Origin of the sequence: Varibaculum timonense (assembly GCF_027694345.1) — a bacterium.
In the GTDB taxonomy this organism is placed as follows: Bacteria; Actinomycetota; Actinomycetes; order Actinomycetales; family Actinomycetaceae; genus Varibaculum; species Varibaculum timonense_A.
Genome location: NZ_JAQEVU010000005.1, coordinates 1 through 11,859, shown reverse-complemented (window position 1 = coordinate 11,859; position 11,859 = coordinate 1). Strand labels below are relative to the sequence as shown.

16 protein-coding genes and 2 pseudogenes are annotated in these 11,859 nt (G+C 47.7%); 2 read left to right on the top strand and 16 right to left on the bottom strand.

Annotated features, from left to right (window positions below; all coding sequences use genetic code 11):
- Positions 1–73 precede the first annotated feature (73 nt).
- The 11 genes and pseudogenes from PG728_RS05150 to PG728_RS05100 form a co-directional block, all read right to left on the bottom strand.
- Positions 74–967 (bottom strand): DUF4862 family protein, encoded by an 894-nt coding sequence (locus tag PG728_RS05150; protein WP_270626169.1) that lies wholly within the window; start codon positions 965–967, stop codon positions 74–76.
- Between the two features lie 374 nt (positions 968–1,341).
- The gene (locus tag PG728_RS05145; protein ID WP_270626168.1) at positions 1,342–1,611 is read right to left on the bottom strand and encodes a type II toxin-antitoxin system RelE family toxin; all 270 of its coding nucleotides are present in this window, start codon (positions 1,609–1,611) and stop codon (positions 1,342–1,344) included.
- Positions 1,608–1,832, bottom strand: a complete 225-nt coding sequence (relB, locus tag PG728_RS05140) for a type II toxin-antitoxin system RelB family antitoxin (protein WP_270626167.1) — start codon at positions 1,830–1,832, stop codon at positions 1,608–1,610. Before relB ends, PG728_RS05145 begins: the two co-directional genes overlap by 4 nt.
- Positions 1,833–2,154: 322 nt before the next feature.
- Positions 2,155–2,484, bottom strand: coding sequence for a type II toxin-antitoxin system RelE/ParE family toxin (locus PG728_RS05135; RefSeq protein ID WP_270626166.1), 330 nt, complete (start codon positions 2,482–2,484; stop codon positions 2,155–2,157).
- Entirely contained in the window at positions 2,484–2,786 is a 303-nt protein-coding gene (locus PG728_RS05130) for a type II toxin-antitoxin system RelB/DinJ family antitoxin (protein ID WP_270626165.1), read from the bottom strand. Before PG728_RS05130 ends, PG728_RS05135 begins: the two co-directional genes overlap by 1 nt.
- 289 nt (positions 2,787–3,075) lie before the next feature.
- A pseudogene (locus tag PG728_RS05125) lies at positions 3,076–3,282 on the bottom strand (type IIL restriction-modification enzyme MmeI); the annotation flags it as partial.
- Between the two features lie 15 nt (positions 3,283–3,297).
- Positions 3,298–4,053 (bottom strand): type IIL restriction-modification enzyme MmeI, encoded by a 756-nt coding sequence (locus PG728_RS05120; RefSeq protein WP_270626163.1) that lies wholly within the window; start codon positions 4,051–4,053, stop codon positions 3,298–3,300.
- A gap of 67 nt (positions 4,054–4,120) precedes the next feature.
- Positions 4,121–4,621 (bottom strand): integrase core domain-containing protein, encoded by a 501-nt coding sequence (locus tag PG728_RS05115; protein ID WP_270626162.1) that lies wholly within the window; start codon positions 4,619–4,621, stop codon positions 4,121–4,123.
- A 100-nt stretch (positions 4,622–4,721) separates the two neighbouring features.
- A complete protein-coding gene (locus PG728_RS05110; RefSeq protein WP_270626161.1) occupies positions 4,722–5,363 on the bottom strand; it encodes a hypothetical protein in 642 nt (213 codons plus the stop codon).
- A gap of 11 nt (positions 5,364–5,374) precedes the next feature.
- Entirely contained in the window at positions 5,375–5,839 is a 465-nt protein-coding gene (locus PG728_RS05105) for a hypothetical protein (RefSeq protein ID WP_072510600.1), read from the bottom strand.
- Between the two features lie 90 nt (positions 5,840–5,929).
- Positions 5,930–6,043 (bottom strand): annotated as a pseudogene (locus PG728_RS05100) (terminase); the annotation flags it as partial.
- Between the two features lie 204 nt (positions 6,044–6,247).
- On the opposite strand from PG728_RS05100, the gene PG728_RS05095 reads away from it, so the two are divergent.
- Positions 6,248–6,787, top strand: a complete 540-nt coding sequence (locus tag PG728_RS05095) for a ClbS/DfsB family four-helix bundle protein (protein ID WP_270626159.1) — start codon at positions 6,248–6,250, stop codon at positions 6,785–6,787.
- Positions 6,780–7,232 carry a hypothetical protein gene (locus PG728_RS05090; protein WP_270626158.1) on the top strand — a complete coding sequence of 151 codons (453 nt, stop codon included), beginning with the start codon at positions 6,780–6,782 and terminating at the stop codon, positions 7,230–7,232. The genes PG728_RS05095 and PG728_RS05090 overlap by 8 nt, the downstream gene beginning before the upstream one ends.
- A 226-nt stretch (positions 7,233–7,458) precedes the next feature.
- Here PG728_RS05090 and PG728_RS05085 read toward each other — a convergent pair whose 3' ends face one another.
- From PG728_RS05085 to PG728_RS05065, 5 genes are all read right to left on the bottom strand, one after another.
- Positions 7,459–7,821, bottom strand: a complete 363-nt coding sequence (locus tag PG728_RS05085; protein WP_270626157.1) for a hypothetical protein — start codon at positions 7,819–7,821, stop codon at positions 7,459–7,461.
- A gap of 16 nt (positions 7,822–7,837) precedes the next feature.
- Positions 7,838–8,710, bottom strand: a complete 873-nt coding sequence (locus PG728_RS05080; RefSeq protein ID WP_270626156.1) for a hypothetical protein — start codon at positions 8,708–8,710, stop codon at positions 7,838–7,840.
- 99 nt (positions 8,711–8,809) lie between these two features.
- Positions 8,810–9,187 (bottom strand): HNH endonuclease, encoded by a 378-nt coding sequence (locus PG728_RS05075; protein ID WP_270626155.1) that lies wholly within the window; start codon positions 9,185–9,187, stop codon positions 8,810–8,812.
- Positions 9,188–9,657: 470 nt separating this feature from the next.
- The gene (locus tag PG728_RS05070) at positions 9,658–10,311 is read right to left on the bottom strand and encodes a hypothetical protein (protein ID WP_270626154.1); all 654 of its coding nucleotides are present in this window, start codon (positions 10,309–10,311) and stop codon (positions 9,658–9,660) included.
- Positions 10,312–10,508: 197 nt separating this feature from the next.
- Complete coding sequence (locus PG728_RS05065; RefSeq protein ID WP_270626153.1) at positions 10,509–10,856, bottom strand: hypothetical protein; 348 nt, start codon at positions 10,854–10,856, stop codon at positions 10,509–10,511.
- Between the last annotated feature and the right edge of the window lie 1,003 nt (positions 10,857–11,859).

Genomic DNA, 11,859 nt, shown 5'->3' with positions numbered 1-11,859 from the left:
CTGGTGCTACCCTCACTTCCCCGCTGCCGGTCAAACGCTAAATCTAGCAACCGGGGCGGTATCGCCTCTCTTCTTATCGGGTTGCGTTGTAAATCGTTTTAAGCATACGGATGCGCTGTTCAAGAGGCGCATCCTTAGGCACACAGATCTTTGCCCCTAGGTAACTCGCTCCCCCTTGTATTGCCGCCTTTGAACATCTAGAAATTTCTTCTTCACTCATGAGTGAGCTGGGTTCATCCGGTTGTGCAGGAAGATGACCATCAATCCAGGCATACCCGTAAACGCACTCTTGAGAACCGGCACCTGAGAAACAGACTCCGGCAAGTACTCCAGCCTGTCCGGTTTCTAGAATGTGCTCGTAAGGAGTTGCGGCACTTCTACCTTCTACGGCAGATCGACCCCAGTTAATGTGAATTTTAAGTCCCAGGGTTCGGCAAATATCGATTTCTTCCTTAAGCGATAAAAACCCTTTTTCGGGAGGCTGTTCCTTGATGAAACGGTCACAGTGCTCCACCACGATCGTTGCTCCGCCCCAGTCCAGTTCTTTTAGCTCTTCAAGGGAGGTGCGAAAAGCGTTTGCATCCGCTAGACGGGTAGGGGCGGAATGCACTTGCACCTTACTCACTGCGGCACGCCCTAAATAATCGGAAAGCTCTCTGGCTACCTCGGAAATTTGCTTAGCCTGGGCAATAGCGAGTTCGCGTCCTTCCTCATCCGCACTGGCGAGACCGAATAAAGGATTTTTTCCAACATTTTGCATGGTGCCGGGAATCGCGGTGATTGTGTTCGAATCCCATTGCGGGCACAGTCTCTCTGCCAGCCAAGTAGCACTATCGGCAAGATCACCAGGATAAGGAATTTCAATTCCGTTTACCCAATCAAGTTGTCCAAGTAAGCGATAGTACTCATCTTGTTGATTTGTATCCGGCATGGAGGCATATGCACCGACTATGAATTTCTGACTCATAGTTATCTCTTTTCTTAAGGAAGCTACCTTGCTTCCAACTATAAAATTTGTCTGACAAGATGAAATATTAGTTGACAAGCATCGGATCAGCAACAGCGGTGGTATCGTACACTTCAAATGGATTGTCAGCAAACAGGGAGTAGCGATCTTCCTAGCACCTTATTAGTTTCAGCACCCAGATAAGCTCCGCCCACGGCAGCTAGCTGCGACTGTTGCATTCACACTGATTTTTGGGATTTTATTCCGGGTAGCTGCAAGATGAAGCAGCAATTGGGGAACGTGTAAAAAATTTCGCGATTTTTTACACGTTTTTTCGATATGTAAAACTGCTTTACATATAAACCCCGCCCACGGCGCAAGCCCAGTGCGCCGTCCTAGCGGTAGATTTCCCCACGATGCCCCAGGTCGATAAGGATAATCACCAATTCTCGGTCACGGATTTCGCAAATAAGTCGGTAGTTGCCGACACGATAACGCCAGTATCCAGAGTATTTCCCTTTTAGAGCCTTGCCATATCTTCTGGGGTCATCAGTGTTGGTCAAGTTCTTTTCTATCCAGGCTTTAACCATAACCAATATCGGCTTATCCAACTTTTTGAGAGCCTTCTTAGCTTCCTTGGTGTAGTAGAGGCTATAGCGTTTCATACGCCCATTTCCGCCCACACATCATCGTGAGCATATAGCTCTACCTTGTCAGCAGCTTTTTGCGCCTCATAGTTTTCGATAACTTTAAGGTCGTATTCTTCTTCAATCCGCTCCATCATGGTAGCGCGAATAACTGCTGATAAACTCTGGTTTTGGATACGTGCATAGTCTTTATAACGAGCGAGTTCCTCCTCTGGAACCCGCAAACTAATAACCCCCATCAACTCCCCCTATCTTCAAGTAATACTATTGTATTACTTTTTGGAGGCGGAAACAGGATTACTCAGATACTCGTATTGACCGAAACTGCAGTCAGGGCGTGGTGGCGGCTTGGTAAAGGCACGGCAGCTAGCGGCGACGGTTGCATTCACACTGATTTTTAGGATTTTATTCCGGGTAGCTGCAACATGAAGCACCAATTAGGGAACGTGTAAAAGTTTTTGCGATTTTTTTACACGTCTTTTCGATACATAAAACTGCTTTACATATTTGAGCGAACTAGCGTCTTGTTAGAGTTGGCACAGATAGACAAGCTCACGAGCTTCACCAAATATACGATTCTAATTGCTGGGCTTGGTCGCGTCTGACATAGATTACGGCAATGATATTGACTTCCTTAGTATCATCATTAACCCAGAAGTAAATGTAATAGTTTTTCACCCGAATTTTACGAAAACCCATCTCACGCCAAGGCTGCTCCTCGATTAGTTTCACCCGATAGGGCATAAATGACAGCGTGGATATTTCTTTTTGCAACAGTTCCAATAGTTTTTTCGCGATTTCAGGCTCTCGCAGGTCTACCGCAATATAGTCTCTGATAAGCCTCAGGTGTTGTCGAGCCTGGGCGGTAACGCGGATTGCATACTGATCCATCACAGATTTTTACCCAAATCGTCGAATACTTCGTCAATACCGTAGGAGTCACCTGATAGAGCTTGGGAATATCCCGCGCTCATGAGGGCGTTAAACTGTCTTTTATCCAAAGTGTCACGCGCAGGAAGCTCACTGGGGATAGTTACGGGAAAAGGAATCCCATTGTGCATGATGATTTGCCGATAAAACATATCAATCGCGGTCGCGCGAGAAACCCCCATGGTATCCAAGATTTCTTCGGCCTTAGCCTTCACATTTTCCTGAATACGAACATTCACACTTGCGGTTTTCACTACTGCCACTCCCCTTCCTTACCTATACCATCAAGATAAGTATATGTGTCGCATATTGCAACATTTATGCAGGGATTTTTAATCCTCAAAACAGGAGACAAGCCGACACTGTTGGAACCAGATAAACAAACTACCTGTTTTCAGGTTATAAGGGACTTCATGTCAGCCTATTCGTTTTCGCGATATGTAAGCAGCTTTACATATAAACCTCGCCCGCGGCAGCTGCGGGAAGCGCTGCTTGCAAGCCAGGGTTATCAGCAGCTACTAGCTTCTCCGCCAGATTTGTAGCTTACCCCGGTCAGGGAGTGGTGGCAGCTTGGTAGAGGGTGAACAGGTGGGAGGTGATTTTGGCTTCGTCACCGGAAAAATCCACCCCGTAGGCAGCTTCCACTGCCCGATCGAGCTGGGCATGCGCCCGGATTAGCTCGGGATAGAGGAAATCATTATCCGGGTCATATAGCTCCGCCAAGATAGCTGGGGCATAGGCTTTTCTTTTCTCGAGGACGAGGGCGGCGGCCTCCTAGATTGCTCGCTTTTGCTCCGGGGTGGGGTCAGGCCAAATAAAGGTGTTATAGACGGTAGTATTCCCGTAGTTGTAGCGCATTTCTAGGCGACCTGCGACTGCCCGCATCCAGGCATTATGAAACTGGGAGGTGAGGACACCGAACTCATATAGCCCCGCATTTGGGATAAAAAATAGTTTATTACCTGGAATCATGCCATTATCAACAAACCCAATGGGCACATACTTGCGGCGTTCAGAAGAAACTGCAGGTACTGCAATATAATTATCTCCTTGCGGGGGGCGGATTTCATCGAACAACCAGGGGGTATCTGCCTTTTTGCGGGTCGCTGCCTTAGCCGAGGATTGCCGCATTTCTTTTACCCGGCGTACCCGTTCCAGCACCAGCGGCAGGTGAGCTAACTCTGGCGGCGGGCAATCAACCAGCCACAAGCAGTAACGCGGTTTACCATTAATGAACTCCGCTCCCATAGAGAAAGGGCGAATCCATTTTTCGGCTGCTGGTTCTTTCGCTACTAGCTCGTCCTTTTCTTCCTGCCACAGCAGCAAGTTTCCACCCTCGGTAGGTTTACCACCCGCAACCATCGGAACAACTTCACATAGCGGTTTAGCTCGTTTTTCCACAAACACATCCGGAGCAGCTGTTAGATAACCGTTAATATGTTCCACCTGGTAGCGGCGAGACTCCCCCTCTTTAGGATGCTCAAAAAGATACTTCGGACGCTCATCCTGATAAGAAAATCCGATAATCACCACATGTACATGGGCTTGATTCTCCGCTTCGTTACCTGGAGTGGCCTAAGAATTAGATCCACGTGGTTTAAGCGTTGACCGTGTTTTCTTGTCTCCATTGTTCCGCATATTGTCGTGGGCTGAGGTAGCCCAGCGAGGAATGCGGATGGAAGTCATTGTAACGCCGTGACCACAGATTTACGAGCAGGCGAGCGTGCTCCAGGTTCTCGATACTGTTGTCCTCTAACAGCTCGTCTCTCATCCGGTTGTGGAACGATTCAACGAACCCGTTATGCCATGGCTGACCGGGCGGGATAAACGCTTGGATTGTCCCATCCTCGGTTGCCCACTCTTGCAGTGCGTGAGAGATGAATTCGGGGCCGTTATCCATCCGGATCACCCTGGGACGTCCACCATGCTCGAGGCAGGCAAGGTCGAGCAGTTCAATCACCGAAGCAGCATCAAGCTTCCTATCAACTACGAAAGCGACGTGTTCGCGGGTTTCAGACACTCCCAGATTATCCCGCAGACGATCCTCAACAAGCCTGACAGCCCGCTCCCCAAAAACTTTTATATAGTTCCTTGGCATGCGAAATCCTCTCACAAAAACCTCGGAACAAAACCCGGGATGCTTCACACCCCAGCAGACGAAGCGTCTGTTGGGGTGCATTAGTTTGTGCGAAAACCATTTACTCTTTAATCTGGTTTTCTTCTACACACGAATAACCTGAATTCAAGAAAGCACGTGCTGCCCGAGAGTCCCCTTTCTCTAAAGGTGTAATATTTTCTGATAGAAATGTGTCGTAGTCAGGGAACATTGAAATCTCTGGTCTATTTTTAAATCCTCGCAATTGGGCTATGGCGTCAGCAAAACGTGCAGTATTTTGTGATTCCTGAGCAAGAACTGCTTCCTTCATCCATGCGCATTGCCATTGCACCAGCGCATCTGATTTAAAATATCCTGGCTCATACCAAACCTCATGTACTTGAAATTCTGATTCTTCCGAAGAACGTTGCGTCGTTTGAGCTTGGACTTGATCGAGTTGGTCGTTAATCTCAGGGAAAGTGTATTCTATTTCAAACGTTCCACCAGGGGGAAGATTATAGGATTCTTGTACCTCTTTTAGTTCGTCTTCTTTCTGTGATTGCGCTTCAGAAAGGTTAGCATCAAGAACTTTGGTCGCTTCTGAGACGCTATAGATGTTACTAGCGGGTTCAATATTGGTAGCGTCTGATGGAGAGCTGAAATGTATAGTTGCACCTATGCTGGCAATCGCTGCAATTATGGATAAACCACCAGCAATATATTTGGAAGGCATGTTGATTCGCATGATAAGTACTTTCAGTAAGTCAATGTTCCACTAAATGGCATAACGATAGGACTTTCACAATGGGACCCCAAAGTATTAATTTTGAACCACGTTGCATAGTCTCCTTTAGCTCCTCCAGTATTCGGGAACGTTCCCGAACCTTTCTGACCACTAAACTGCAGACGAGTAAACTGAACATCATTTTTTGCGTAACGCAATCCGAGGCTCCAAGAACCATATGGAAGTACAACAATATCAGTATTCCATAGCTTAGGGTTATCCCAGTTACGATAAGTACATTTACCTTTGGCTAAGCTACCTTTAAAAGCCACGCCCACTCGCATACGTTTGTAACGTTGAGTGTTATACCTTCGAAATTGTTCTGAAACCTCACCGTGTATCTTCGCGCTTGCAGCAGAAGCTACGGTCGGGACTTCAATCAAGCCTATACATAACAGTACTGCCAAGACTGCAACCAGTCGATTCTTTCTAGCCATCACTCCTCCTCGAGCTGACTGACTTGTTGAATCTATCACAAAGAACAGTTGGAATCTAGTTTTTGCCAAAAATTAAAGGGGTCAATCGTGGGGGTATTCCAGGCGAGTAGCAGGCAGACCCTTAGCGAGTTTCTCGTTCAAAGCATCCGGCTTCGCGCCAGCACGCACCCGCCGGTCACCACGGTTCGTTCCATCTTTCGCCATCAGACCGACCTTTCTCGTTTGATCCCTTCTGTGTGTCCGTGTTGCAATTGAGACGTGGCTCGAGCAAAAACGAAAACAGAACTCTTAGATGCAACCACCACACAGTGGAGCAAGCTGCAAGCACTCATTGACTCCATGCGCCCCAATATCGAAACCGCCGGCCTGTTTTTCGGCAACGATTTCGACCGACCAGAAGCCCACTAGATGCGAGATAAGAACTTGCGCGATGTACTAGCCCACCTGCACGAGTGGCAGCGCATGCTGTTTGGCTTCGTCGACGCCAACCTCCACGGTCAGTCTCGGCCGTTTCTTCCGTTTCCTCACACCTGGCGAACCACGCCAGCTTTGAACCAGGAAATCTGGGAGCACTACCATGATGTGTCGCTAGATGAAATCCAAGCGTTACTCATGGCGAGCCGCACTCAGACCGTCGAACTCATTGAGAGTTTCAGCGACGAGGAGCTGTTCACTAAGAAGTATTTTCCCTGGACGGGAACCACGTCGTTGGGCTCCTACTTTGTCTCGGCTGCGCCCAGCCATTACGACTGGGCAATCAGAAGGCTGCGCACCCACTACAAAGCAACCAAGACAAATCTCTGCCTCAGGATAGCGCCCAGCGCTTTCCCACCACGTTGCGGTTTAGACAGACATTGGGACGGTTCCAACATCGATGAGCTTTCAGTCAATAGTGAAGTTGGCTTATCTCTGACTAGGTATGGTGAGGGAAAGGGCACTGATGCGTGATATCGTCAAAATCGCTCTGGTCTATGCCGTATGTGTTCTGCTATTCCAGACTGTTTTTCTCAGCGACCTGGTGTGGGTGCTGTACCCTGCGGCAGTCATTGAACCGATTCTCATACCTGTAGTCGCATTATTAATCACCCGGAAAATCCAGGTAGCAGACTGGCAGCTAAACTTTTTTGTTTTGCCACTCTTGCTTTACTGCTTTGGCTTGGTTGCTGACAGTATGGCATTTTGGATTTCAACTGGAGGAAGCGTGTTTGCAACCGGAAATCACATTTGGTATCAAGTAGCTCCAGATTCTCCTTCGGATGTTAAATGGTGCGGACTTTACGGAATCCCAGCTGTCATTTTCATGGCAGGCTACCTGATTCGTTTAGTGATACGAAAACGGGTAGCCTGCCATGTTTCTGAACCTAATAATCCGTCAGAAAATGAAGTCCGCTAGTTTCTCGCAGGCTTTATTATTTACCTCTGAGGAAATTGAACCAGCTAGCTTTCGCCTTAGAACCCCACCTGGAACTCCTAACATGACTGAAGTGAATGCTGTCAACGCTTTCGGTCTGTCTGCTTAGGGGTATCGGATTGTTTCTTCTGGATGTACCGCAACGTACTAAAGCCGACCTATTGATAGTGAAGAACGTCGTCAACTCCGTACCCTAAAAGCTTGTAGCTTAGTTTGTATCAGTGCTACGGGATATGAACACTGCAGGTACTAGCGCGCCAAGAAGTCCAATCACAATAGCTAGGAATCCAAAAACGTTAATCGTTGTGGGGTCAGTAAATATGTAGAACGAGCCGATGCCGGCGAGGTTAAGTGTCATAAAAGTCGAGTAGAGGAAACTCTCGACACGTACACCTGACACTTTGAAAGCACACACGATACCAACAACAGTGAGCAAAAGATAGAACGCTAGCGGCAAGACCGCCAGGTAGTCGACCGCATTCAAAGGTGCATCAACGCTCAACGCAAACCACGACAGCAGGACACCACCCATGATCCCTGTCGCGGTTGTAGCGAGTGGAATATACCTCATTACGCACCCGTGCTCGCTATGCGCATGAACTGAACATATGAGCACCACGGACGACACCCCAATACACTTCAGCGGTTGCTAAACATGATGCGAGAGTGGGTCCATTCGAGTATGTTGCGCGACAATTGTTCTTCAAATTACTTTTCAACGATGCATCACATGATCTTGAGGCGCAACCTTTACGCTCGTAGCACATGTCATGAAGTGCGCATGGCCCTCTAAAATCCGCGTTCTTGCCAAAAGGATTAGGGAATTCATCGGGCGATTTAGTGCAGTAATCGTGCAGAGAGCCAAGCTTGGGATTGTAAACATAGTTTCGCGGAACTCCGATAAGGGATGCTCGATACCCGAAGTCGTTTTCGTCTGCATCTGCCGCAGTAGCACCCACGTACTCGATTCGGTAATAACGAATCCCGCTTTCCTCGCTAGAGAAGGTAACTACGTTATTGGAGACACTCATGGTTGCTGCCCAGGTCGCACCATCCGTGTCGACTGCGGATACGGAATCAATGAGGCCAACGAGCTCATGCTCGGCGTTTGATATGAAAAGTGATTCGCCGTCATTTGTTGTCGCGTATGAATATCCGAAGTCTGAAGGGAAAGAATACTTTGCCACTCCGTTAATGACCTCGATCTTCTTGGGAACAGACAGTGGTTGATTGGTTGATGCGGTAACGACACGATTCTCTTCAAGCTTCACATTGAGGATTTCAGCGTACTCTCCGTGCGATTGCGACTGCGAAGAGCCTAAAGGCGTTACACACGTCGAGGCGGTAGAAGAGTCGTTTTTTGGTGAAGCTTGAGCTGCTGACGCCCCCGGCAGACTTAATACAAGGCTACTAGCTACAACTACCGCACTGCCAAGACTCTTAGTAAGTGAAGCTCTCATAATGACACTCCTCAGGGGGGTCTCAGGTATCTGACTACTTCCAATGTTAACAAACACTGGTGAGGTAGCTCTCCATTCGAGCACGAAAAGGTCGCCGAGCTAATAACTGTAGACCCTTGGAGTTTGTCTCCATCTGTCGCCGTCTAACGCGCTCTGCTTGGAGTGGCAGGGTTTGCACAGGCTGTGCAGGTTAGAAAAGTCGTGGCTGCCGCCATGGTCTAAGGGGAGGACGTGGTGGACTTCGGCAACTGGGGTGGTTAGTCCTTTTTCCAGGCAGTCTTCGCACAAAGGATGCTGCGCGATGTAAGCAGCACGAATCTTGCGCCAGCGAGCACCGTAATGCTTGTTGATTCTCTGGTCACGTTGAAACTTACGGTAGTTCTTGTCTGCCTTTTTGGCGTGGAGCTGGCAGAACCTTTCGCGGGTTAGTTCGGGACAGCCAGGAGCAGAGCAGAGACATTTTGGTTTGCTTGGCACCAGCCTCACCGTCCTTTGCTAGGCAAGACGAACCACTCCGGGCAGTGATCACTGTTTGCCGGAGGGCTCGTTCCTATATTTTGGGTTAATACCCAAAAAACAATCCGCACCCTCAAATGTGTGTTTTTTTAGGGCGTGTTGGGGTGGTTTAGTGTCCTGCCGAGTCTTTGCGGATGTGTAGGAATCTGCCTTGTGATTGGGCTAGTTCTTCTTGCTTTGCATTCACGGCAAGCTAGTCCAGTGCCGGATTCTCCAACCTCAACGCAAGCACCTGTAGGTGATAGTAATTACTGGAACAAAGAGCGAATAGAGTCTGCTATTCCTGCTCCCATGCCATCGCCGTAAAACAGCGTTATTTCACAGTAATGTTTCCCCAGTTCAAGCTCGCTCACTTTATCTTTTATACGATACTGAGGCGGGGCTTGCCGCAGCGTTCGTCCTCACCAGCTGGCTGAGACTACGCCGATAGGTTAATAGGGCAGATAATCTGGCATGGGGTCAGCCGGTGAAACAGGGAAAACGTCACCAAGCTCAGAGGCCAAAACTGTAGACAGTCTGTCCTCGCACGAAACGTAAAGTCGATCTCCGTAGATTGGTTGAGTCACCACACAGGAAACCGAGTCATCAAAAAGTATTGAAGGTAAACGCGCTTGCAATAAAGCTCCCAATTGCCCTGTCGGAAGCTGAATCATGGAATATGGTTCGGGCCTAAGGAATGAAGATTCTTCTGGACCGATAATATTTGCTCGACATTGCTGTTCAGCATATCCGCCCCAAAAAATTCCAGTCCAAGAAGAACTTTCAGAAGAATTTGATAGTGCAGCTGCTAGCTTAGAGGCATATTCTCTATCAGGAATCTCTCCTTCTGGATAGTAAATACCTTCAGCACCACAATTTTGGAATGTTTTTCGAGTCCAGTAATGACTAGGGACAGAAATTTTGTGTTTAGAGGCTAGAGCTGTCCAAGTGGTCTCTCCATGGTCGGTTGCTAGGGGCAATAAGAGAACTATTCGTTCACTAAACCCGTTAAAAACTAGATCTGAAACTAGTCCGGGGCTATGCTCATTTACTCTGGATGCCAGTTTTGGGTTAAATTTCTGTAAAAATAAACGCGTAGTTTGCATGATTCACAGGATTCCCTTCAGTAGTGCGATCCCAGCCATTAGCATTAGGGTACTGGATTGTCACGGTGACATATTTTGATTTTTCCGAGACAAGGACAGCTGGCTCCAAACCTGAATTAACCCTCTCCCAATCAACCTGAAATTGTGCCCCGTACTCCAGATAAGTACATCCTTTAAGCTCGCCCGTTTCGCTGTCATTAATTCCAGTACATTCCCGAACCAAGGTGCAATAAGGAGAGGGATGCATCCATTCGAATCAATAGCTTATCTGCTCCTTCAGTGCGTTTTATACTCCGAATACCTTCACTGGTTGGCGGCGCATCGGCTGTGTGCAACTGCCCCCCAGATACCCAATAAAACTCAATAGGAAACAATACGCTTCCACTAACCAACAGTTCTGGTGGATCTTTAGGGCCTTCGGTTACCTGATTCAGCACCGCAGAATTAGCTCCTCCTTCTGGAGGGGTATTTTCGTCTACGGTACATGCCGAGATTGCGAAAACAGTAACGACCATTAAGCCAAAAACACGTAGCCTAATCAACATTTAAACCTGCTAACGTGATTATTTCCACCGTTACCTGTTCTGGCGTAGAATCTCTTCCCACCTTCCAAGGTATAATGGTTTGAAAATCCCCAGTAGGTGTATGTGCCTGTCCCACTACACGTCCAGTGAGGATGGGCATCGTAGCTAGTGTACTTGTTTGTCGTAGTTGAACTGTCGCTTGCAAGTGCCTGATACCCGTACCACCTCTCCCGGTACAGCGTGGTTACAGTTTTGAGTTGCTGAACATTCCGTTTACATTTAATGCGAGCATGAACTGATGCCATTCTCCCGCTCTTGTGAGGAAAACTAGTACTACCAATACAGCTAGCAGGAGAAGGAATTTTCCTTGTGGGTAATAGCGCCACTCTAGGTGAAACAGAATCACCGTCTGTGGCGGACAAATCTGGCATTTCTAAAGCAGCTTCTGCTGGTGCAACTTCCATTAAATCACTAACTGGTGCAACCGAATCATTATCGTTTAAGGGGGTCTACGCCCTCATTTGTTATTCCAGAAATACCTATCGCTGCTGATAGTGTAGCCACAAGGATAGACTTTGATACAAACATTTCTAACTCCTTTGTAAGAATTTAAAATCAACAAACATCTCGTGACAGAAAGAGCTCTACAAATCAATGATTTTCCTAGTTTTTCACAAATGAATTAGAGTTTCCGTGCATTCATATGCGTGCTAGGAGAAAAAAGCAGACACAGTAGCACGGGAAAGAAAACTTCTTTATGTCGGTTCGAGCCTTTGAGATGGGTAACATATTTTCAACGATGTACACATTGAACTTAGCAGAGCCGTCGAAATCCCTGCTTTAGGTAAGCGCGCTAGTAGAGAGCGGTTTCGCTCAATGTCGGCTATCTGTACTTTTTGATGCACAGGAGTACTTTTTGACGGCAAAGACAATGACTTTCTAAGTGGGTGCAAATGGCTGCCAAGTAGAAAGTGTGATGTCCCGCGACATATGTCCGCATATGTCGCGGGATTTTTTGGGTTTT

Coding starts and splice junctions, on each gene's coding strand:
- PG728_RS05135 (WP_270626166.1), bottom strand. CDS start 2,484: ATGGATCAGTATGCAATCCGCGTTACCGCCCAGGCTCGACAACACCTG.
- PG728_RS05095 (WP_270626159.1), top strand. CDS start 6,248: ATGCGAGATAAGAACTTGCGCGATGTACTAGCCCACCTGCACGAGTGG.
- PG728_RS05065 (WP_270626153.1), bottom strand. CDS start 10,856: ATGTTGATTAGGCTACGTGTTTTTGGCTTAATGGTCGTTACTGTTTTC.
- PG728_RS05145 (WP_270626168.1), bottom strand. CDS start 1,611: ATGAAACGCTATAGCCTCTACTACACCAAGGAAGCTAAGAAGGCTCTC.
- PG728_RS05150 (WP_270626169.1), bottom strand. CDS start 967: ATGAGTCAGAAATTCATAGTCGGTGCATATGCCTCCATGCCGGATACA.
- PG728_RS05115 (WP_270626162.1), bottom strand. CDS start 4,621: ATGCCAAGGAACTATATAAAAGTTTTTGGGGAGCGGGCTGTCAGGCTT.
- PG728_RS05085 (WP_270626157.1), bottom strand. CDS start 7,821: ATGAGGTATATTCCACTCGCTACAACCGCGACAGGGATCATGGGTGGT.
- PG728_RS05105 (WP_072510600.1), bottom strand. CDS start 5,839: ATGGCTAGAAAGAATCGACTGGTTGCAGTCTTGGCAGTACTGTTATGT.
- PG728_RS05070 (WP_270626154.1), bottom strand. CDS start 10,311: ATGCAAACTACGCGTTTATTTTTACAGAAATTTAACCCAAAACTGGCA.
- PG728_RS05110 (WP_270626161.1), bottom strand. CDS start 5,363: ATGCGAATCAACATGCCTTCCAAATATATTGCTGGTGGTTTATCCATA.
- PG728_RS05080 (WP_270626156.1), bottom strand. CDS start 8,710: ATGAGAGCTTCACTTACTAAGAGTCTTGGCAGTGCGGTAGTTGTAGCT.
- relB (WP_270626167.1), bottom strand. CDS start 1,832: ATGGGGGTTATTAGTTTGCGGGTTCCAGAGGAGGAACTCGCTCGTTAT.
- PG728_RS05090 (WP_270626158.1), top strand. CDS start 6,780: ATGCGTGATATCGTCAAAATCGCTCTGGTCTATGCCGTATGTGTTCTG.